Annotated in this window: 20 protein-coding genes; 8 read left to right on the top strand and 12 right to left on the bottom strand. The window is 46.8% G+C overall.

From position 1 onward, the window contains the following. Nucleotides 1-425 precede the first annotated feature (425 nt). From QUA03_RS17890 to patD, 6 genes are all read right to left on the bottom strand, one after another. Nucleotides 426-632, bottom strand: coding sequence for a hypothetical protein (locus QUA03_RS17890; protein ID WP_015178896.1), 207 nt, complete (start codon nt 630-632; stop codon nt 426-428). Between the two features lie 212 nt (nt 633-844). After that, nucleotides 845-1,330: a GNAT family N-acetyltransferase gene (locus QUA03_RS17885; protein ID WP_333213589.1), complete on the bottom strand. Its 486-nt coding sequence runs from the start codon at nt 1,328-1,330 to the stop codon at nt 845-847. A 176-nt stretch (nt 1,331-1,506) separates the two neighbouring features. Continuing rightward, on the bottom strand, nt 1,507-2,772 hold the full coding sequence (locus tag QUA03_RS17880) for an RNA polymerase sigma factor, RpoD/SigA family (RefSeq protein WP_445304861.1): 1,266 nt from the start codon (nt 2,770-2,772) through the stop codon (nt 1,507-1,509). 77 nt (nt 2,773-2,849) lie between these two features. Next, complete coding sequence (locus QUA03_RS17875) at nt 2,850-4,523, bottom strand: ABC transporter ATP-binding protein (protein ID WP_333213587.1); 1,674 nt, start codon at nt 4,521-4,523, stop codon at nt 2,850-2,852. Nucleotides 4,524-4,891: 368 nt separating this feature from the next. After that, complete coding sequence (locus tag QUA03_RS17870; RefSeq protein WP_333052547.1) at nt 4,892-5,476, bottom strand: zf-TFIIB domain-containing protein; 585 nt, start codon at nt 5,474-5,476, stop codon at nt 4,892-4,894. Nucleotides 5,477-5,521: 45 nt separating this feature from the next. Next, a complete protein-coding gene (gene patD, locus QUA03_RS17865; RefSeq protein WP_333213585.1) occupies nt 5,522-5,920 on the bottom strand; it encodes a heterocyst frequency control protein PatD in 399 nt (132 codons plus the stop codon). A gap of 174 nt (nt 5,921-6,094) precedes the next feature. Here patD and QUA03_RS17860 point away from each other — a divergent pair, with 174 nt between their 5' ends. Beyond that, nucleotides 6,095-6,247 (top strand): hypothetical protein, encoded by a 153-nt coding sequence (locus QUA03_RS17860; RefSeq protein ID WP_333213583.1) that lies wholly within the window; start codon nt 6,095-6,097, stop codon nt 6,245-6,247. A gap of 135 nt (nt 6,248-6,382) precedes the next feature. Next, the gene (locus QUA03_RS17855) at nt 6,383-8,656 is read left to right on the top strand and encodes a bifunctional (p)ppGpp synthetase/guanosine-3',5'-bis(diphosphate) 3'-pyrophosphohydrolase (protein ID WP_333213582.1); all 2,274 of its coding nucleotides are present in this window, start codon (nt 6,383-6,385) and stop codon (nt 8,654-8,656) included. 230 nt (nt 8,657-8,886) lie between these two features. On the opposite strand, the gene QUA03_RS17850 is transcribed toward QUA03_RS17855, so the two are convergent. Further along, complete coding sequence (locus tag QUA03_RS17850) at nt 8,887-9,792, bottom strand: glycine betaine ABC transporter substrate-binding protein (RefSeq protein WP_333213580.1); 906 nt, start codon at nt 9,790-9,792, stop codon at nt 8,887-8,889. 163 nt (nt 9,793-9,955) lie between these two features. Here QUA03_RS17850 and QUA03_RS17845 point away from each other — a divergent pair, with 163 nt between their 5' ends. Both QUA03_RS17845 and QUA03_RS17840 read left to right on the top strand, forming a co-directional pair. Then, entirely contained in the window at nt 9,956-11,323 is a 1,368-nt protein-coding gene (locus QUA03_RS17845) for an aldehyde dehydrogenase (protein WP_333213578.1), read from the top strand. A gap of 262 nt (nt 11,324-11,585) precedes the next feature. Beyond that, nucleotides 11,586-11,936 (top strand): 4a-hydroxytetrahydrobiopterin dehydratase, encoded by a 351-nt coding sequence (locus tag QUA03_RS17840; RefSeq protein ID WP_333213576.1) that lies wholly within the window; start codon nt 11,586-11,588, stop codon nt 11,934-11,936. 26 nt (nt 11,937-11,962) lie between these two features. On the opposite strand, the gene QUA03_RS17835 is transcribed toward QUA03_RS17840, so the two are convergent. Beyond that, complete coding sequence (locus QUA03_RS17835) at nt 11,963-12,697, bottom strand: response regulator (protein WP_190657709.1); 735 nt, start codon at nt 12,695-12,697, stop codon at nt 11,963-11,965. 227 nt (nt 12,698-12,924) lie between these two features. On the opposite strand from QUA03_RS17835, the gene QUA03_RS17830 reads away from it, so the two are divergent. Together QUA03_RS17830 and QUA03_RS17825 are read left to right on the top strand one after the other, a co-directional pair. Further along, nucleotides 12,925-13,167 (top strand): hypothetical protein, encoded by a 243-nt coding sequence (locus QUA03_RS17830; RefSeq protein ID WP_333163281.1) that lies wholly within the window; start codon nt 12,925-12,927, stop codon nt 13,165-13,167. A 125-nt stretch (nt 13,168-13,292) separates the two neighbouring features. After that, complete coding sequence (locus QUA03_RS17825; RefSeq protein ID WP_333101986.1) at nt 13,293-13,547, top strand: DUF6761 family protein; 255 nt, start codon at nt 13,293-13,295, stop codon at nt 13,545-13,547. Between the two features lie 314 nt (nt 13,548-13,861). Here the strand turns inward: QUA03_RS17825 and grxD are convergent, their stop codons facing one another. From grxD to QUA03_RS17810, 3 genes are all read right to left on the bottom strand, one after another. Further along, nucleotides 13,862-14,185 carry a Grx4 family monothiol glutaredoxin gene (grxD, locus tag QUA03_RS17820; RefSeq protein ID WP_333042762.1) on the bottom strand — a complete coding sequence of 108 codons (324 nt, stop codon included), beginning with the start codon at nt 14,183-14,185 and terminating at the stop codon, nt 13,862-13,864. Between the two features lie 201 nt (nt 14,186-14,386). Continuing rightward, complete coding sequence (locus QUA03_RS17815; protein ID WP_333068825.1) at nt 14,387-14,647, bottom strand: BolA family transcriptional regulator; 261 nt, start codon at nt 14,645-14,647, stop codon at nt 14,387-14,389. Between the two features lie 42 nt (nt 14,648-14,689). Beyond that, nucleotides 14,690-15,313, bottom strand: a complete 624-nt coding sequence (locus QUA03_RS17810; protein ID WP_333213573.1) for a hypothetical protein — start codon at nt 15,311-15,313, stop codon at nt 14,690-14,692. A 495-nt stretch (nt 15,314-15,808) separates the two neighbouring features. Between QUA03_RS17810 and QUA03_RS17805 the strand changes: the two genes are divergently transcribed. Further along, a complete protein-coding gene (locus QUA03_RS17805) occupies nt 15,809-16,036 on the top strand; it encodes a hypothetical protein (RefSeq protein ID WP_333213571.1) in 228 nt (75 codons plus the stop codon). A 147-nt stretch (nt 16,037-16,183) separates the two neighbouring features. Beyond that, the gene (locus QUA03_RS17800) at nt 16,184-18,511 is read left to right on the top strand and encodes a S8 family serine peptidase (protein ID WP_333213569.1); all 2,328 of its coding nucleotides are present in this window, start codon (nt 16,184-16,186) and stop codon (nt 18,509-18,511) included. A 229-nt stretch (nt 18,512-18,740) separates the two neighbouring features. Here QUA03_RS17800 and QUA03_RS17795 read toward each other — a convergent pair whose 3' ends face one another. Further along, on the bottom strand, nt 18,741-19,472 hold the full coding sequence (locus QUA03_RS17795; RefSeq protein ID WP_333213567.1) for a WecB/TagA/CpsF family glycosyltransferase: 732 nt from the start codon (nt 19,470-19,472) through the stop codon (nt 18,741-18,743). Between the last annotated feature and the right edge of the window lie 93 nt (nt 19,473-19,565).

The raw sequence follows: 19,565 nt of genomic DNA, 5'->3' as shown, positions 1-19,565 counted from the left end.
GACCGAGAGTTCAGCCTTGTGGCTGGAAACGTTATGTACGGGCTTTCACCGTGATTCACGTTTCAACGAATCGCACTGCCTCTATCTATTAATAGTAATGCTAAAATCCGTTTAAGAAATGCCAATTGTCGTTAGCGGAGCCCTCGAAGAGGATCGCACTTGCACGCTTTTTCGTCCTAGCGTGTTCGCAGCACTGCAGGCCCGAAAATTTCCGCCCAAATTCCCGCACCTTCCAGGGCACAATCCTCAGACTGGCAGCCCCAAATGCTTGCAGATTTTTGCCTTCAGATTCACAAAACCTCTGTTAATTTGACCAATGTGCGATCGAGCTATCTTGCCTTTTCCGAACAGATGTCCCACGTTTTCCTGCCCTTTCGCTCTAACGGAAATACGGCGAGACTAAAGCTGCTAATGACTTGCACTCATTAATTCAATTTCAAAGCATTAACAGGCACCTCATCCCAAGAACTAACAGTCCGCAAGGTAGCAACCCAGCCCTGCTGTTTTTGCTCTGCCGTCAAATTCTGCTCAAAAGATTCGTGGCAATCCTTCGCTTGAGTCTCATCGCAACAAGCAATGCAAGAATAAAGAATACCCGACGGATCGATTTGCTCGTTTACCCAAATAATCACGATATACTCTCCCAATTAACTTAACTCTTATCTAAATTTTCCTATATTTTTGTCAATTAATTAGGTCGGTATTAATTAACCAGAGTGCTGCATTTTAGCTTAACAGGCAAGATGCCTGTTCTACACACAGGCAAGATGCCTGTTCCACACACAGGCAAGATGCCTGTTCCACAACAGATGAATTTTGGGTTGGGCACGCGATCCCGCCTGAATTACTTCGATGCCAAATTTGCCAAAGACTCGCCCGCAACCCGGCAAATCCGCCAATCGGGCATCACATCAGCACCGATACCCTTGTAAAATCCGATCGCCAATTCATTCCAATCCAAAACGCTCCATTCCAAACGCCCGCAGCCCCTTTCTACTGTCAACTGCGCTAAATAAACTATCAAAGACTTGCCAATTCCCCGCCCTCGAAACTCAGGTACCACAAACAAATCTTCCAAATAAATTCCCGGCTGAGTCAAAAAAGTAGAATAATTGTAAAAAAACAGCGCCCACCCCACCACTCGATTTTCGCACTCGGCTAAAATCGCTTCAGCAAAAGGTCGATCGCCAAACAAATGATGCTCCAAATCAACCGCATTGCCAGTAACGGCATGAGATAATTTTTCGTACTCAGCTAAAGCTTTAATCAAATCAAACAGCACCGGCACGTCGGCGCGGGTAGCTGGACGCAAAATTACCTCAGAAGACATAAATAAGTAAGTAGTACGCGACAATCAACAATTAAAAATACCACATCAAGACATTTTTAATTTGTAATTTTTAATTAAGCTTTTCCACCTTGAACAAGCATATTTACGGTGACCTCGGAGTGCCACCCCACAATAAGTTTAAGATTTTTCAAAATGCCAACTCAATGTTTTTTTGTTTATTTCAACCAGCCCTTCAATCGTTCCGTCACTTGAGGGCGGCGCAGCTTTCGCATTGCCTTATTTTGAATTTGACGGACTCGTTCGCGGGACAAATTGAACAAACTGCTGACCTCTTCTAAAGTGTAAGGTTCGCCGGTCAGCAAACCGTAACGCATAGCAACAATCTCTTTTTCCCGCTCAGTCAAAATACTGTCCAACACCTCCAAAATATCTTGGCGCATCATCATCTCATTCATCTGAGCTTCGGGAGATTGCGTCGCGTTATCTTCGAGAACATCCAAAAGTTCCGAACTTTCTTCTGAGCCGATGCGGTGGTTGAGAGACAAAGATTGCCGACGTACTTGCTGGAGGTAGCGAAGCTGTTCGCAAGTAACTTGCATTTCTCTAGCAAGTTCAGTTTCATTTGGATTTCGTTGAAGAGAACGCTTCAAATCTCGATAAACTTTTTTGAGTTTATTTAACTGTTCGACAATGTGAACAGGCAAGCGAATCGTCCGCCCTTGATTGGCAATTGTCCGGGTAATTCCTTGGCGAATCCACCAATAGGCATAAGTAGAAAACTTGTAACCCTTCTCCGGATCAAACTTTTCGGCTGCCCGATTCAAACCCAAAGCTCCTTCCTGAATTAAATCGAGAAAAGGCACGCCCCGATTAAGATAGCGTTTGGCAATCGAAACCACCAAGCGCAAATTCGAGCTGATCATTTTCCGTTTCGCCGACTGACACTGGTGGCGAAGCTGTTGCAGTTGAGTTTCGCTTATCCCCAAAGCCGCAGCGATTTCAGCTTTTGTCGGCACTCTGTCGAATTCCTGCTGCAAACGCTGTTCTAATTCATCCAGGGCTACCAATTCTTGAACGCGGCGCGCTAACTCTACTTCTTCGGCTGCTGTCAGTAGAGGATACCGAGCCATTTCCTTGAACAAAGCTCCCACTGGATCGTCGGCAGACCAGTTGTTGTATGCTGACGATCGAGTTACGGTCGGACGATCGATCTCGGTGTCTTCATCTTGTGCGATCGCGAATGAGGCTTCGGGTGCCACCGCAAAACTGCCTAGGTCAGATTCTGCCATATCGTGCTTGGTGTCGGTGGAAGGATTTGAAAAGTATCCCTTAACTTTAACCAATTTAACCGGAAATTTCCGAAATCCATCTAGAAGACCGTGATCGAAAGCATCCAGGATACAAGCCCCCGGATTCATCCGTCCAGAAATAAAAAACCTGTACCCGAGAAACTTGCCCCCCGAATTTATCCGTGGGGTCAATGCTTCAATTCTTTAATCTAAAATCTAAAATCTAAAATCGATTGACAGAAATTAGATGGCCCCAATTTTCTACCTTTCTATTGAGTTCGAGCCAGTAAAGGAGCTGCCTGCAATAATTGCTGAGTATAAGGGTGCTGCGGATTAGTAAAAATATCCCTAGTCTTACCGATTTCAACAATTTTTCCAGCATTCATTACCGCAATCCGATCGCAAAAAAATCTCGCCACCCACAAATCGTGCGTAATAAACAGATAAGTCAAATTAAATTCCTGCTTCAACTCCAACATCAGCTCTAAAACTTGAGTCTGCACGCTGGCATCCAGCATACTCACAGGTTCGTCGCAAATTATCAGTTGCGGCCGAGTAATTAAAGCGCGGGCGATCGAAACTCGCTGCTGTTGTCCTCCCGACAATTCCCCCGGATAGCGACGAAAGAAATCCTCCCCTGGACTTAAACCCACCCGCTCTAACATTTGGATTACTTGTTTTTTAGCTTCGCTGCCATTAGCTAATTTGTGAATAAACAAAGGATCAGCAATACTTTGCCCGACAGTCATCATCGGATTCAGGCAAGCGTGGGGATCTTGAAAAATCATTTGCATTTCGCGGCGGTGCTTCCTCACAGCATCGCGGTTCAGGGCAGTTATATCTATTCCTTGAAATTCCACTTTGCCACCAGTCGCGGTAATTAGCTGCAAAATCGTGCGTGACAAGGTACTTTTGCCGCAGCCGGACTCCCCTACAAGCCCTAGGGTTTCTCCTCGTTGTAGCTCTAAACTAACGCCGTCTACTGCTTTAATTACCTGGCGATTCCTGGAAAACAACTGATCTAATAAATTGCTTTCTAAACTGTAGTGTTGCTGCAAATTGGTTACGGTCAAAAGAGGCGCATTTGTTAAGTTTGCAGTAACGCCTTCAGTCCTGATTTCCTCGAATGCTAACCCTTTGTCAGAATCGGCTTGAATGTGCAAAGCTGCTTTGAGGAGCGATCGAGTATATTCGTGCTGCGGCTTCTCAAAAACGTTTAGCACCGGCCCGGTTTCTACAACTTTACCGCCGTACATCACCGCAATGCGATCACAATACTCAGCCACCATCGCCAAATCGTGAGAAATCAACAAAATAGCCGTTCCCCGTTCCTCACAAAGTCTGGTTAATTCCTGCAAAATCTGAGCAGCTACAGTTACGTCCAAACTTGTAGTCGGTTCGTCTGCCACAATTAATTTGGGATCGAGCAAAAGAGCCAAAGCAATTGCTACTCTTTGCCGCATTCCGCCACTAAATTCGTGGGGAAACTGCGACCAACGAGACGCGGGAATTTTCACAGCTTCCAGAGTTTCGATCGCCCGTTTCTTAGCTTGCTTGCGATCCAAATTCGGTCTGTGAGCTTGCAAAGTCTCGATGCAATGTTCTCCTACAGTCATCAAAGGATCGAGACGAGTCATCGGATCTTGAAAAATCAATGCTACAGCTTCGCCCCGAAACCGCCTCAGCCGCGAAGCATTCATATCAAACACCGACTCTCCAGCAAAACTAACTCGCCCCTCAATCAGCGTTGAGTCCGGCAGCAACCGCATCGCCGCCCTTCCCAAAGTTGACTTACCGCACCCAGACTCCCCAACTAATCCGAGCTTTTCCCCCGGTTTCAGCGTCAGGGAAACCCCGTCAACGGCCCAACCGGATTGGCCCCGCCGCTGAGGATAAGCTACTCGCAGATTGTCAACGGAAAATAGAGAAGAGTCATTAGTCATTAGTCATTAGTCCTTAGTCAATCGATTTTAGATTTTAGATTTTGGATTTTAGATTAAAGAATTAAAGCATTAACCCCACGGATAAATTCGGGGGCTTATATCCTGGACGTTTTCGGTCAGTAGTCAGTGGTCAGTGGTCAGTTGTTATTTGTTATTTAATGGTCAATATACTGGCTGTTAGTTGTTACTTATTAGTGTTTCAGAGTTATTAGTTATGGGCAAGAGACTGCTCTGCTGTTTGTAAATACAAATAAAAATAGCTACAAACAAAGCTTTTATTAGTACATCATTCACCGAGCAACTGATAACTGACAACTGACAACTGACAACTAACAACTGACAACTGACAACTGACAACCATGAACTGACTAAATTTCCCTTCGCTTCAACTCAGCTCTCCGCAGTATGTAAGTAGCGGCACAATCTGCGTGAGGATGGTCTGCTAAAACTTCCGCGAGTTCCAACACATATCCGGCGATATCCGGCCCCAGCTTCTCAGTCAGCACTTGACGTTCCCGAGAGGCGAGTTCTTGCACGCGGGCCTTAGCTTGCCAATTCGGAGAAAACATCTTGTCAATCTCGGTGTGGAATCCCAGACTTTCGAGAATGTCCCACTCGCCGTTATCGCACCAAATGCCCCCGCACAACATACAGCGCTCTATGTAAAAAGGCACTCTGCTGAAAGGAACTTTCGCCCGCGACAGATAGTGACCGTCTTCGGGACACAGCGCTGCTTTGCTGTCGTAGGGAGACGGCGTGAATTCTATGCCGAGAGTCGCTGTCGCATCAGGCTTCTCGGATTTGTTGTACCACTGGCTTTGCTCTTTTTGCCAAGCTTCGTATTCTCTGCCTGGAATCCAGATACCGTAACAGTTGGGACACCACTGCACCGACATACGGCCGGCTAAGGTACCGCCTTCTAAATTGGGATGTTTACATTTTGGACATTCCACCGCTTTATTTCTCCTTGCCTTATTAATTCCCTGTTAATGCAATTATTAATTCTGTATCTGGGCGGGCCCTGAAGAACCAGAATTTTTTTGCAGCAGCGCGCCACAGTAGCCAATTAGCGTGTTGAGTCGCGCGATCGCCGCAGTTTGCCTCGCCTTTGCTGTCGCTGGCTGGCGCGACGCTTGCAAAAAGGTGACATCTGTCCCCAATAACCGCAGTTGCTTGTGAATTTCCGTCAAATAGGACTGCTCTGGGGGTGTTTCTGAGGCGTCTAACTCATCGCTTTCGGCTCTCATAATTTGGTTTCCGAAAAATTGTTGCACTTTTGTGTATTCGATCGCCAGCGTGGCCCCATCCAGATTATCCTGTGCAGCAGTTCTTTGTAGTTGTTCTAGTGCTTGCTGTAATTCTTGGTAGCACTGGCGGCGGTCTTCGGACAATATCATGATTTTGTAAACAAATTTGTATTTATAATCAAAGTAGATACTTACTTAAGTTTGCTCATATGGAGGGAAGCCGTGCGTTTTTGGAGCAATTCCCTGTTTTATGAGAACTTTTTTTGATTTGCTGCCCTGACTCTACCCTTCTGGCTGCTGCTTTTAGTTTAGCGTTGCCGGTAAATGCCGATCCCCCGCAACCTCAACGGCTACCGCCCAAATCTGCTGATTTTACCCGATTTTCCTCGTTCGACAGACTGCGGCGGCGGCAGTGGTGTCACTATATTTTCCTACCTCCGAGGGGGGACGACTCGGAATTACATAGGTATAGTTTGAGAAAAATCGACTATTTTTTTGAATTGCAAATTGTGGCATTCAATTAGTTTAGTATAGCTAAACACATAATTTCGGCAATTCAACCGGAAACCGGCTTTTAACCATTTGTATTTCTAAGTTTTAAAGGTGTACCCCATGAACGCGAACACTCTGACTCCCTCTCCTTCGATCGATCCTGCCGTAGTTCCCGATTGGCTGCAAGAATGCCTGAATACTCGATCGCAGCCGGATGGGGGATCTAACCCGAATTGTTCGACTGACGACAGCTTAATTTGTCGGGCCTTTGAATTTGCCCGCGACTTGCACGAAGGACAATACCGCAAATCAGGAGAACCTTACATTTGCCATCCGGTAGCTGTCGCTGGAATACTCAGGTATATGGGCGGCAACAACGTCATGATTGCCGCCGGCTTCCTCCACGACATTGTTGAAGATACAGATATTACTCTCGAAGAAATAGAACAGCGGTTCGGCGCGGAAGTACGACAGTTGGTTGAAGGTGTCACCAAGCTTTCTAAGTTTAATTTTTCCAGCAAAACAGAGCGCCTAGCGGAAAATTTCCGCCGAATGTTCCTAGCAATGGCTAAAGATATTCGCGTCATTGTCGTCAAACTCGCAGATCGGCTGCACAACATGAGGACTTTGGAGCATTTGTCCGAAGAAAAGCAGCGCACTATTGCCCTAGAAACCCGAGATATTTTTGCTCCCCTAGCAAACCGTTTGGGTATCGGCCGCTTTAAGTGGGAATTGGAAGATTTAGCCTTTAAATACCTGGAACCAGAAGCTTACCGCGAAATTCAGGACTTAGTGGCGGTGAAGCGAGCTGATCGAGAAACTCAACTCGCAGAAGTCACAGATAGTTTACGAGAAAGGCTTGACAAATTAGGCATTAAATGTTACGAAGTCAGCGGCCGTCCCAAACATTTGTACGGAATTTATGGGAAGATGCAGCGCCGCCAAAAAGGCTTTAACCAAGTGTACGATATTGCGGCGGTAAGGATCATAGTAGAAACCAATGATGACTGTTATCGCGCTTTGGCGATCGTCCACGATTCTTTCCGCCCCATTCCCGGCCGCTTTAAAGATTATATCGGTTTACCAAAAGCCAACCGCTACCAATCTTTGCACACCGGAGTAATCGGAACCAGCGGTCGCCCCATCGAAGTGCAAATCCGCACGGTAGCAATGCACCACATTGCAGAATACGGCATTGCCGCGCACTGGAAATACAAAGAAACTGGCGGTTCTAACACAACAGTCACTGGCGACGACGAAAAATTTACTTGGCTGCGGCAACTCCTAGAATGGCAAAGCGACCTCAAAGACGATCGCGAATATTTACAAAGCATTAAGGACAACTTATTCGACGAAGATATTTACGTTTTTACTCCTAACGGAGACGTAATTGCTCTCAATAGCGGGTCAACTCCCGTAGATTTTGCTTTCCGCATTCACACCGAAATTGGTAATCACTGCACCGGTGCCAGAGTCAACGGGCGAATGGTAACACTAGACAAGGTTTTAAAGAATGGCGATATTGTAGAAATCTTGACCCAAAAAAATGGTCATCCCAGTTCCGACTGGCTGAATTTTGTCAAGACAAACGGAGCAAAAAACCGAATTCGTCAGTGGTTGAAGCGATCGCACCGAGATGAAAATCTTGCTCGCGGGCGGGAATTGCTGGAAAAAGAATTAGGTAAAAACGGATTAGAATCTTTGCTGAAATCTGAACCCATGCAGTCTGTGGCTCAGCGCTGCAACTACCACAGCGTCGAAGATTTAATCGCCGGTTTGGGCTACGGCGAAGTTACCTTAAATCTCGTAGTAAATCGACTGCGAGATTTAGTAAAAGTGCAGCAAAAAATTGAAGCTGCTCCCGCAGGAACCCACGAAGTGCCCCAGCTAATACCTGCATCGACGACACCGAAACCAGTACCGAGTTCATCTCCGAGCAAATCGCCCATCGCAGGTGTAGAGGGATTGCTCTACCATTTATCCGGCTGTTGTTGTCCGATTCCTGGGGAATCAATTATTGGAGTGGTGACTCGCACTCGCGGAATTTCGATTCACCGGCAAGGATGTTCAAATGTTGAGAGCGTACCTGGGGATCGGTTGGTTCCTGTGAGTTGGAATTCCAGCAACCGCAATGAATCTCGACCCAACACTTATCCGGTTAATATTCAAATTGAAGCCCTCGATCGAGTGGGAGTTCTCAATGATGTTTTATCGCATTTGAAGGACAACCAAGTAAACGTCCGCAGCGCTCAAGTCAAAACATATCCCGGATTGCCTGCATTAATTGACTTGTGCATGGATATCCAGGATAAACAACAGTTCGAGCGGACTTGTATGCAAATTAAAAAGATGAGCGATATTTTGAATTTGCGGAGGCTGAGTGAAGTGAATTAAGAGCAAAGACGGCGGTTGAAACCGCGCCTACAAAAACGAACTCCACTCCAAGCGGACTGAAAAAAATAAGGTAATTTTAACCGCCTGTTCTTCAACCCGCACCAGGCGGGTTTTCTTTTTATAGACGCGGTTTCCAGCGCCCGGTCTTCTTAACATTATCTGCGTTTATCTGTGTTTATCTGCCTAACATCTGCGGTTGACCTATCAATCAAAGATTTATGCAACAGGTCTTATGGCTTTGACACGCCCAACTTTTGCTGCAAAAACTCCCGCGCCACTTGTCCGGCTTCCTGCTGTTTCTTATCAACTTGATAGTTGAGTCGTCGCATATCTTCCTCAGAGATTTTGCCACCCAATTGTGCGAGGACTGGACGCAATTCCGGGTATTTTTCCAAAACTTGCGATCGCACAACCGGAACTGCTTCGTAGGGCGGGAAATAGTTCTTGTCATCTGTGAGAACTACTAAACCTAAACTTTGAATCAAACCGTCCGTCGTATTACCAGCAATCACATCTACTTCTTTTTGTTGCAGCGCTTGATAAAGCAATCCTAACAGCAATTCCTTGGGTTGTTCTCGAAATTTAATCCCGTAAGTTTTAGCCAATCCGGGAAACCCATCTTCTCTCTCGTTAAATTCTGGGCCGAAACCAGCCCGGAGGTTAGGTGAAGCTTTCCCAAGTTGCGAAATAGTTTGTAAATTGAGCTTTTTGGCATCGTCTCCCCGCACAATAATCGCAAAACTGTTATTAAATCCTAGCGGTTCCGTCCATTCTGCTTTAAACTGTTTGGGATATTCTTGTTTGAGGTAATCGAGGACTTTTTTGGGGTCAGAAATCGGTTTCTGTTTGAGCAGGTTGGCGTAAGCAGTCCCCGTGTATTCAACGTACAAATCGATTTTACCTGCTGTTAGGGATTGATGGCAAAGCGAACCTCCGAGATTCAGTTCTCGTTCTACTTTGATATCTGTTTTAGCTTCGATATGCTGTGCTAAAATTTCTGCGAGAATGGCTTGTTCGGTAAAGTCTTTCGAGCAGATGACAACTTGCTTTTCGGGCTTAGAGGTACATCCTGCTACTGCAAGCAAGCAAAGCAGCCAGCAGGAATAGAAAAAAAAATCGTTCTTAGATATTTTCATGACTTAACTCACATTAAAAATCTACAATTAATACCTTATAAGTTATAGCATAAAGCCCAGATCGCAGACTTATTCCAGAAGTCTACGCTTTAACACCGATCGCACTTTACCCAAGTTCCATTTTCTTGTTGTAACATTTATTTATAGACATGGAGGACTAAATATGGTAATCAGCGTCAGCGATATTATCCAGCAGCAGCGGCAATTTTTTGCGACTGGGAAAACGAAAGATGTGGATTTTCGGCTCGAACAACTGAAAAAACTTAAAAGTGCGATCGAACTTAATCAATCACGAATAGTCGATGCTGTCAAGGCAGACCTGGGTCGGCCGGAATTCGAGGCTTATCTTGAAATCGCATCGATTGCCGAAGTTAATTATGCCCTCAAAAACCTCAAATCATGGGTAAAGCCGAGAAAAGTGCCTGCTTCGATAGATCAATTCCCAGCATCAGCCCGCATTTACCCTGAACCTTTGGGCGTAGTGTTAATCATCGGGCCTTGGAATTACCCATTTCAGCTAATGATATCACCTTTAGTCGGGGCGATCGCCGCCGGCAACTGTGCACTTCTCAAACCTTCGGAAATCGCCTCACACACCTCCGAAGTTATCGCCGACATGATATCCAAAACCTTTGATCCCGCCTACGTAGCAGCCGTCGAAGGAGGTGTGGAAATCAGCCAACAATTACTAGCCGAAAAATTTGACCACATCTTTTTTACCGGAGGCACTAAAATCGGTAGAATAGTCATGGAAGCTGCCGCTAAACACCTGACACCTGTAACCTTGGAATTAGGCGGCAAAAGTCCTTGCATTGTAGACTCAGACATTCAGATTGAATACACCGCAAAACGCATTGCGTGGGGCAAATTTCTCAATGCCGGACAAACTTGCATCGCTCCAGATTACCTGTTAGTTGATAAAAAAGTTAAACCTGCTTTGATGGCAGCAATTAAAACAGCAATTCACGAATTTTACGGCGACGATCCGCAAACAAGTCCCGACTATTCGCGGATTATCAACCAGCGGCAATTAGACCGTTTGAGTGGGTTTATCAAAGATGGAGAAATTGTCGTTGGTGGGGAAGTTAAGCCGGAAGATAGATATATTGCACCGACGGTTTTAGATCGTGTTTCCTGGGACTCCCCGGTGATGCAGGATGAGGTTTTCGGGCCGATTTTGCCAGTTTTGGAGTATTATGATTTCGGAGAGGCGATCGCCCAAATAAACGCCCGTCCCAAACCCCTAGCTTTGTATTTGTTCTCCAAAAATAAAGAGAAACAAGAGCGAGTTTTGAGGGAAACTTCTTCGGGGGGAGTTTGTCTAAACGACACGGTTATGCAAGTGGGGGTAAAAGATTTACCTTTTGGCGGAGTTGGCGACAGCGGCATCGGTAGCTATCACGCCAAAGCAAGTTTTGATACTTTTTCTCATTACAAAAGCGTGCTGCAAAAGTCATTTTTACTGGACTTGAAATGGCGGTACGCCCCCTATAAGGGTAAGTTGGATTTGATTAAGAAAATTATCGGTTGAGCGCACTTGGAGGGGCGGGTTCGCCAACGTTTACAATATCACCGAGATAGCCAAATTAACCCGCCCATTCCTGATATTATCGGTTAACCGATTCCACGGTGCAGGATAATTTTCATAAAATTTAAATGATTGCTCATCTGTTTTATGAACTATTTTGATCACACTCTCTACGTCACTGCTAAATGACTGTTGCCCCATCCAAAATAATTCCCATTAGAAATGTCTATAATGTCTTTTAGAACCGATCGCTAACAAGCAATTTATGGAACCTTTAGCAAAAGAACGCTGTGCAGCCTGCAGCCCCAACTCTCCCCGCGTCACAGCTTACGAAATTGTCCAACTAAAACCTCAAATTCCCGACTGGAATTTGATCGAAAAAAATGGCATTCCCAAAATAGAACGCACCTATGAATTCCCGGATTTCAAAAGTGCGATCGCCTTTACAAACAGCGTCGGCGAAGCAGCAGAAACTGAAGGACATCACCCCGCACTGTTAACCGAGTGGGGGAAAGTTACCGTTACTTGGTGGACTCACGCGATTTCTGGACTACATCGCAATGATTTTATTATGGCAGCGAAAACAGATGCAATCGCCAATCAATTCTCAAAATAAAATCCGACTTATAGCCCGATCGTACTCTAAGAACTCACAGCTCCGGGTACGAGCGGAGAATGCCGTTGGTTCCCATTCAACAACTCCAGATTCAGTCGGTAGCCGACATTCCGTACAGTTTGAATCAGGCTCGGCTGTCGCGGATCAATTTCGATTTTTTTACGCAGAGAGAGTACGTGAGTGTCGATCGTCCGGGGGTTATCAATCGCATCGGGCCACGCCCTCCGCAGCAAATCCGAGCGCGAGAGTGGCACTCCTCCAGCTTGAGCTAGCACGTACAGCAGGCTAAATTCCTGGGGAGTGAGTTCAATATGTTCCTCGTACAACCTGACTCGGCGCTGCACCAAATCAATTTTCAGCAGCCCGCACTCCAGCGTCGCCGGCGGTACCATCGTGCGGTTACGGCGCATCAGAGCTTCCACCCTCGCCATAAACTCTTGCATCCCAAAGGGTTTAGTCAGGTAATCGTCTGCCCCCGCCTTCAAACCTTCAACAATATCCGATTCCGAATTCCGCGCCGACAGCATCAAAATCAGCGACTGCTGCTGCTGTTGCAGCCAGTGGCAAAATTCCAAACCGTCCCCATCCGGCAATTGGGCATCCAGAATGACTAGGGTTGGCTGGCGGCTGAAAAATATTTCCCTAGCGTGACTGATATCCGCTGACTGGTGCACCCAGTGACCGACTTGCTGTAGATGCCAGCCCAAGAGCGATCGCAGGTGCGGATTCCCTTCAACAATTGAAATACTTGCAGATTCCACAGAGGCGAGCTTCCCATATCACTAATTGCTACAAGGTTAACAGAGCTTTTGTCAAGCTTTTGTAACCATCGCTACTCAAGCATTAGCTGCGTTTAAAGCAGCGGACATACCTAGGGTACGAATTTTAAAGATTGGGTTAATTTGGCAGGGTCAGCCTGCAGAAAGGTTAAATCATTCTGGCGATGAGCTTACAATGAAAATAAGACAGTGTAAAGCCGATCGATCCCATGCCCCAACCGCCTGCCAAAAGCGATCCCCCCGACCCAGCCCCCACTCCCAGGAGGTTGACAAATCGCGCAAGTGAAACTAGAATTCCTCCAACCGTTCGCTCGGTAGCCGGAACACTCAGCCACTTAGACCGCCAAATTCAGCAATATCCCGACTCTATTAAACGCACAGCGAATTATCTAGGTGCGCGCACAAAGTCGAGCAACTGCATTGCAACGAGTGAAATTTTTTATGGAGGGTAGCCTGTTGAGCAGGGTAAAAACTTTTATTTAGAAATAGCCTCAAGCTGAGCCACTCAGCATCAATCGAGGCCATTCCTAAATCCCGCCGTCATTATACAAACCACAAAGGATTTCAAACTCACACTATGCTACAAGACACCCAAACAATCCGGCACTACCAAAAACTCACCGACGCCCTCGTCGAAATGTGGAATAGAGGTTATCGCTTCGATGACCTGCGGCTTTACTTAGACGGCTATTTAGCAGCCCTGCGGCATTCCAACAGTTTGGAGCCCTATCTGATTCACAGACTAGAGGAAGAAGCAGCGCGTTACATTCACGACCCCTCCAATTTTGCAATGCCACAGACACAGACACAGGCTGAATCAGACTACTATTAAATAGCAAATTCGGTTTGATAAACCCTTGATGAATTGGGAATTGGGAATTGGGAATTGGGAATTGGGAATTGGGAATTGGGAATTGGGAATTGGGAATTTTAACGGGTTCCCTGGCTCGGCCTGAGAGCCCATGTCCAGAGGCTCGACCTCGCTTTCGGAGCCTAAAAATTGGAGGTCGAGCCGACCGCATTGCGTTCCCAGGCTTTGCCTGGTAACGAATAATTAAGTAAATCAACTTAATTCAAAGTAAAACGCGATTGCTGTTATTTCCCCGACTTCTTAAAGAAGTCGGGGAAATGTTTTTTCTGTCTAATTTAAGAAGCCAAAGCCACTTCTACAACTTCTTGCAATTCGCCCTTTTGATACATCTCGATCATAATATCCGAGCCCCCAATAAACTCGCCGTTGATATAAACTTGAGGAATTGTCGGCCAGTTGGAATACTCTTTAACGCCTTGACGAATTTCCTGGTCTGCCAAAACATCAACGGTTTCGTAAGGCACTCCCAGAGTATTGAGAATTTGCACCACAGTATTAGAAAAACCACACTGGGGCATTAACTTATTGCCCTTCATAAACACCATGATTTTATTTTGCTTAACTAACTCGTCAATTCTTTCATGTGCTGCTGTAGTCATGGTAGCTCCTAATATTGTTTGAAAAATTTTAAACGTTGACTGACGCAGAAACCGGGTTTTTTAGGACAATCTTTCGTTACAGCCATAGATTCCGGTTAAAAAACCCGGTTTCTTTGGTTTTTGTGCGTAAGTGCAGCAGTTGTATTTCAAGCAACTATTGACAGAAGCACAAACTTGTGATCTCCACTTGCAAGTCAACAATTAAGCAACTTGACTTTTCGCTTCCCATTCTGCGGGAGTTAAGGTTTCCAAGCCCAAAGCGTGGATGGCTTCACTAGCCATTGCCTGTTTGAGAGCGCCGTAGACCAGTTGGTGCTGCTGTACTCGGCTTTTTCCTTCAAAGGCTGCTGAGACGACTCTCGCCTGGTAGTGGTCACCGCCACCAGTCAAATCCTCAACTTGTATTTTAGCGTCGGGCAACCCTGCCTTAATCATTTCTGCTACTTGAGACGGTGTAACCATTGGTTTCTGTGATAAACGGCTGTAATTTAGATTTTAGTGGAACTATTTTGTCGATGAGCTCGGTTGAGTGCTGGCAGGCCGGGGAAAGGGCGAATCCACAAAACCCAATTCCAGTAACTGCTGGTAAGCTTTCTTGCCCAAGTCGCGAGTTGGCTGCTGCGATCGAATAATCTGAATCAGCAGGGGCACAGCCAGTTCGGGCTTATTTTGCGCCCGGTGTACCAACGCCAGCCGATAGGTAGCTTCGTCGCGCATTTGGGCTGTTTCTACAGCTTTGGTGCGGTGGCTTTCGGCCAAGCGGATGTCAATTCCGGCAAAACTGCTACCCAGTTGTTGGTAGAAGTTGGACAGTTGATTGAAAATTTGGCGGGATTCTTGCAGCTTTTGAGTAGCGAGTGCGTAATTCTGAGAGGAAATAGCACTGCTGGCTTCTGTCATCAAACGCTGGCCTCCTGGGACGCTCAGCAGACTGCTGTCTTGCGTCAGAGGGCGAAGATTGTTGGGGTCTGTGGGGTCGTCGGCGGGATCGACTTGCGGTTGGTTCTCTGGCCCAGAAGGTTGTTGTGCTTGGACTGAGAGCGGTTGCAACAGGATAAAAGCTGCGATCACCCCGATCGTAATCCGGGCAGTGGAGCGAAGCCAACAAACAGTTCCAGAGTATACCATGAAATTACTTTGCGCCTGTGCGCTTTAAAAAAATATTTAGCTTGAGCCGATCTTACCATTGGCGATCGCAACCGGCTAAGTGTAAACCAAATTTGTTGAAATGTCAAAGGGTTCGATCGATTTTGGATTTTAGATTTTGGATTTTAGATTTTGGATTGAACAAGGAAATCGCGGGGGATTGGACAGATCCCGGCAATCTAGTCCTGGACACAGAAACCGGTTTTTTTTACCTAAATACTGCCTTTGAGGCTTGAAAAATGGTGGAAAACCCGGTTTCTTTGGTTTGGATGGGTAAGTCCCCATCTAATTCAACAATCGAACGAACCATGAATATCGCAATTCAAAGAACAGCTTACGGTCAACTGCTGGCTAAATCTCAGCCTAAGCCAATCCTGAACGAAGAAGATTACGATCTTGCCCTCGCAGAAGTCGATTTTCTGATGTCTAAAGAAGAATTAACATTAGAAGAAACTTTACTAAGCCTCTGGGATCTGTATGATCGAAGAATACGAATCAAAATATTACCCAATTCCACAAGCGACTCTCCAGGATGTTCTATTGCATTTCATGGAAGTTCGCGAACTCAAACAAGCCGATTTAGTGGGCGTGATTGGTTCCAAAGGAGTAGTCTCTGAGGTGGTTAATGGGAAACGGGCGATTAGCAAGGCGCAAGCTAAGGCGCTGGGAGAATTTTTTAATGTTAATCCTAGCGTGTTTATTTGAGGGATTTGCTGAATCATTGTTAATAAGCCTTTTACGGGCGGGCTAGAAGCCCACCCCACAAGAAAATTCAGTTTTTGTGGAACAGGCATCCTGCCTGTTCTTGAGAATATAGTAAGACTGGATTAAAATTAAACAAAGGCATTTCTGATGACACAACCGATCGAACTTTCCGCAAATACCTTACAAAATTATCAAGGTATCGGAGTTCCAGAAGAAAGTCTGGCAGTGATTTTGCAGCGCGGCGGCGACGAATTGCTGCTGTCAAAAGCGAACGATCGCTTTACAGTCCGCCCCTCATCAACAGCATCAGCCTCAAACGATTGGGCTGCAACAAATGGGGCAAAACTCAACCGCCGCATCGGCCAAAGCAATCTCGAAGAATATCTCGTTGCGCCCTCTAACCTAGCAGCAGCAATGCAAGCAGCCCGGGCCAGCGATGCCGTAGCTTTTGCCAGCCACGTCTATTGCCCCGCGAACAATCCGAGTACATTCTTTTATATAACCGACCAAATTACCATTCAATTTGGCGAACAAGTAGACGAACAATCGCGCAAGGCTATCGCCAATGCAGCAGCTTTAAAAATAGTCCGGCCAGTAGAAGGAATTCCCAACACTTTCGTCTGCGAAGTCACAAAACAAGCAACAGAAAACCCGGTCAAAATTGCCAACCGCCTGACAAGATATCCAGAAGTTCTCGTAGCCGAACCCAACATTGTAGTAGAGACGCAGCAGCATTACACGCCCCGCGATCCGCTTTATCCCAAACAGTGGTATCTCAACAACAAAGGCGGCAACGAAGTTGTCGGCGGTGCTCAAATTTATGCAGAACCAGCTTGGAACATGACTCGCGGAGTTCGATCGATCGTAATTGCCATCGCCGACGATTCAGTTGACATCACCCACCCAGATTTTCAAGGCCAAGGCAAAATCGTCTCACCCATCGATTTCAAAGACGGCGACACTTCCCCGATGCCAGTCGCAGACTCAGACAACCACGGCACAAGTTGTGCCGGCGTCGCCATTGCTGAAGAAAACGGCAAAGGCATTGTCGGCGTCGCCCCCGGATGCGCCCTGATGCCCATCCGTACCACGGGTTTTCTTGATGACAATTCTGTCGAAAAAATATTTAATTGGGCGATCGAAAAAGGTGCCGCCGTCATTTCTTGCAGTTGGGGACCTGCTGCAGTTTACTATCCCATTTCCCTGCGACAGAGTGCCGTTATCACCAAAGCCGCAACCCAAGGGCGGGGCGGCAGAGGCTGCGTTATTATGTTCGCTGCGGGGAATGCCAACCGCCCAGTCAACGGTACTGTTAACGAGAAAGGCTGGCCCAACAACGTCGTAGAGGGTCAAACTAGATGGCTAAACGGATTTGCCGTTCACCCCGACGTAATTGCCGTCAGCGCTTCCACTTCCCTCAACAAAAAAGCAGCTTACAGCAATTGGGGCAGCAGCATCTCGGTTTGCGCCCCCAGCAACAACGCGCCGCCGGGAACTTGGTTGCCCGAAACCGGATATATCGGCACGCCGCCGGAGGTGACGCAGTATTTGCCCGGTTTAGGGGTGTTTACTGCCGATCGAGTGGGCGATCGGGGCTACGACTGGGGGGACTATACTGATACTTTTGGCGGTACTTCCAGCGCCACTCCAGTAGTCGCTGGGGTTGCAGGGTTGATACTTTCGGCTAACCCCCGTTTGACGGCGCGGGAAGTACGGGGAATTCTCGAACAAACTGCTGAGAAAATTGTCGATCTCGATCCCGATCCCCAGTTGGGCAATCGCATGGGAAATTACGATCCTAACAACGGCCGCAGCGATTGGTTTGGTTACGGGAAAGTGAATGCTTTTAAAGCTGTGCAAGCTGCGGTGAGAAAGGGCGGCGGCAATCCAAATATCGGGGGTGCGGTGTTCAGCGATATTTCTGGACATTGGGCACAGAAGTTTATTGAAGCTTTGGCTGCGGCGAATATAATTAGCGGTTTTCCTGACGGTTCTTTTCGGCCTGATGACAGTTTAAACCGTGCTCAATATGCGGCGCTGTTGGTGAGTGCGTTTAGTCCGATTCCGAGGGTGCCGGCTACAAATTTTATTGATGTTTCTGCTACTTTTTGGGCGAGAAGTGCGATCGAACGAGCAAATCGGGGGGGGTTTTTGGCGGGGTTTCCGGGGTTGAAGTTTGGCCCGAATCAGAATTTAACTAAGGCTGACGCGATCGTGTCTTTGGTTAACGGTTTGGAACTTAAGGGCGGCAATCCTGATTCTTTGAAAGTTTATATAGATCGTTCTCAAATTCCTAATTATGCTTTGAGTGCGATCGCCACAGCAACTGCTTTGAAGATTGTGGTTAATTATCCTTCCCGCGATTGGCTTTCGCCGCAGCGGGATATTACCCGCGCTGAGATTTCGGCTTTGATTTACCAGACTTTGGTGGCAACTAATCGGGCAAAGGCGATCGATTCTCCTTACATTGTCTAATGGCAATAGATTAGAATCGGCGGTTGAAACCGCTACTACTATACAAACAAAGTCCGCCTGCGCGGACTCAAGAAATAACAGGATTTATGTCGCTTGTAGTCGAGTCTAGAGCCCCTCGAATCCCCCTTAATAAGGAAAATTTTGACGACATTCTTGTCCCCCCCTTGTTAAGGGGGGTTAGGGGGGATCGAGAGGATTGTGAATCAGACAGAAGATTGATGCTATTAACTTACCCTCGAAAATCCCCCAAAGCTTTCAATGCAAATTGTGGCAAAGCCAACATTCTGCGCCACCGCCAAGGTTCTTGATAAAGCCGATACAGCCATTCTAAATGATTGTCGCAAAACCAAGCCGGCGCGCGGGTTTTTGTTCCCGCCCAAATATCGAAACTGCCGCCAACTCCCACCCAAATCGAATCAGGACAAAGGTGTCGGTGTTCGGCAATCCAAAATTCTTGGCGTGGCACTCCCAAGCCTACAAAAATCACTTTTGGCTGCATTTGTTTGAGGCTTGCACGGAAGTCTTTCTCTTCATCTGCGGAAAGATAACCGTGTTGAGAAACAATTGACAATCCGTTAACTTTTTGCTGCCAAGTTTTGGCCGCTGCAGCCGCCACTCCTGGGGAACCTCCAAAGAAAAATAGTGGTTCCGAATCAGGCAATTTTCCGGCTTGTTGCAGCAGCGATTCTGCTAATTCAATCCCCGGATAGCGCTGGGCCGGTTTGCCACGCAGCCGCAAGTACAACACCACTCCCGAACCGTCGGGAATCACCAGTTCCGCTTTGCGGATTACATCTGCTAAAGCCTGATTTTGCTCGGCTTGCATCGCCATTTCAGCATTCAGCGTCACGACGTGACTTCCTAACCCTTGATACAGGCGCTGCATCAGCCAACCTGCATAATCATCTAATATGTGAACTGGTAGTCCCAGCACTGAAAATTGCGGGCGCGATACATCCATATTTTTTCTTTGATATTCCTACACACCTAGTTATTTAAATTAGCTGAGATTGGCGATCGACGCTAGAGCTGTTTTGGTCGCAAAAAACCCGGT

Source organism: Microcoleus sp. S36b_A4, from assembly GCF_036700645.1.
In the GTDB taxonomy this organism is placed as follows: domain Bacteria; phylum Cyanobacteriota; class Cyanobacteriia; order Cyanobacteriales; family Microcoleaceae; genus Microcoleus.
The sequence above is the reverse complement of the archived record's forward strand: the minus strand, read 5'-3'. Positions and strand labels throughout refer to the sequence as shown.

Coding starts and splice junctions, on each gene's coding strand:
- QUA03_RS17885 (WP_333213589.1), bottom strand. CDS start 1,330: ATGTCTTCTGAGGTAATTTTGCGTCCAGCTACCCGCGCCGACGTGCCG.
- QUA03_RS17875 (WP_333213587.1), bottom strand. CDS start 4,523: ATGACTAATGACTCTTCTCTATTTTCCGTTGACAATCTGCGAGTAGCT.
- patD (WP_333213585.1), bottom strand. CDS start 5,920: ATGATATTGTCCGAAGACCGCCGCCAGTGCTACCAAGAATTACAGCAA.
- QUA03_RS17860 (WP_333213583.1), top strand. CDS start 6,095: ATGCCGATCCCCCGCAACCTCAACGGCTACCGCCCAAATCTGCTGATT.
- QUA03_RS17855 (WP_333213582.1), top strand. CDS start 6,383: ATGAACGCGAACACTCTGACTCCCTCTCCTTCGATCGATCCTGCCGTA.
- QUA03_RS17850 (WP_333213580.1), bottom strand. CDS start 9,792: ATGAAAATATCTAAGAACGATTTTTTTTTCTATTCCTGCTGGCTGCTT.
- QUA03_RS17845 (WP_333213578.1), top strand. CDS start 9,956: ATGGTAATCAGCGTCAGCGATATTATCCAGCAGCAGCGGCAATTTTTT.
- QUA03_RS17840 (WP_333213576.1), top strand. CDS start 11,586: ATGGAACCTTTAGCAAAAGAACGCTGTGCAGCCTGCAGCCCCAACTCT.
- QUA03_RS17830 (WP_333163281.1), top strand. CDS start 12,925: ATGCCCCAACCGCCTGCCAAAAGCGATCCCCCCGACCCAGCCCCCACT.
- QUA03_RS17825 (WP_333101986.1), top strand. CDS start 13,293: ATGCTACAAGACACCCAAACAATCCGGCACTACCAAAAACTCACCGAC.
- grxD (WP_333042762.1), bottom strand. CDS start 14,185: ATGACTACAGCAGCACATGAAAGAATTGACGAGTTAGTTAAGCAAAAT.
- QUA03_RS17815 (WP_333068825.1), bottom strand. CDS start 14,647: ATGGTTACACCGTCTCAAGTAGCAGAAATGATTAAGGCAGGGTTGCCC.
- QUA03_RS17810 (WP_333213573.1), bottom strand. CDS start 15,313: ATGGTATACTCTGGAACTGTTTGTTGGCTTCGCTCCACTGCCCGGATT.
- QUA03_RS17805 (WP_333213571.1), top strand. CDS start 15,809: ATGATCGAAGAATACGAATCAAAATATTACCCAATTCCACAAGCGACT.
- QUA03_RS17800 (WP_333213569.1), top strand. CDS start 16,184: ATGACACAACCGATCGAACTTTCCGCAAATACCTTACAAAATTATCAA.
- QUA03_RS17795 (WP_333213567.1), bottom strand. CDS start 19,472: ATGGATGTATCGCGCCCGCAATTTTCAGTGCTGGGACTACCAGTTCAC.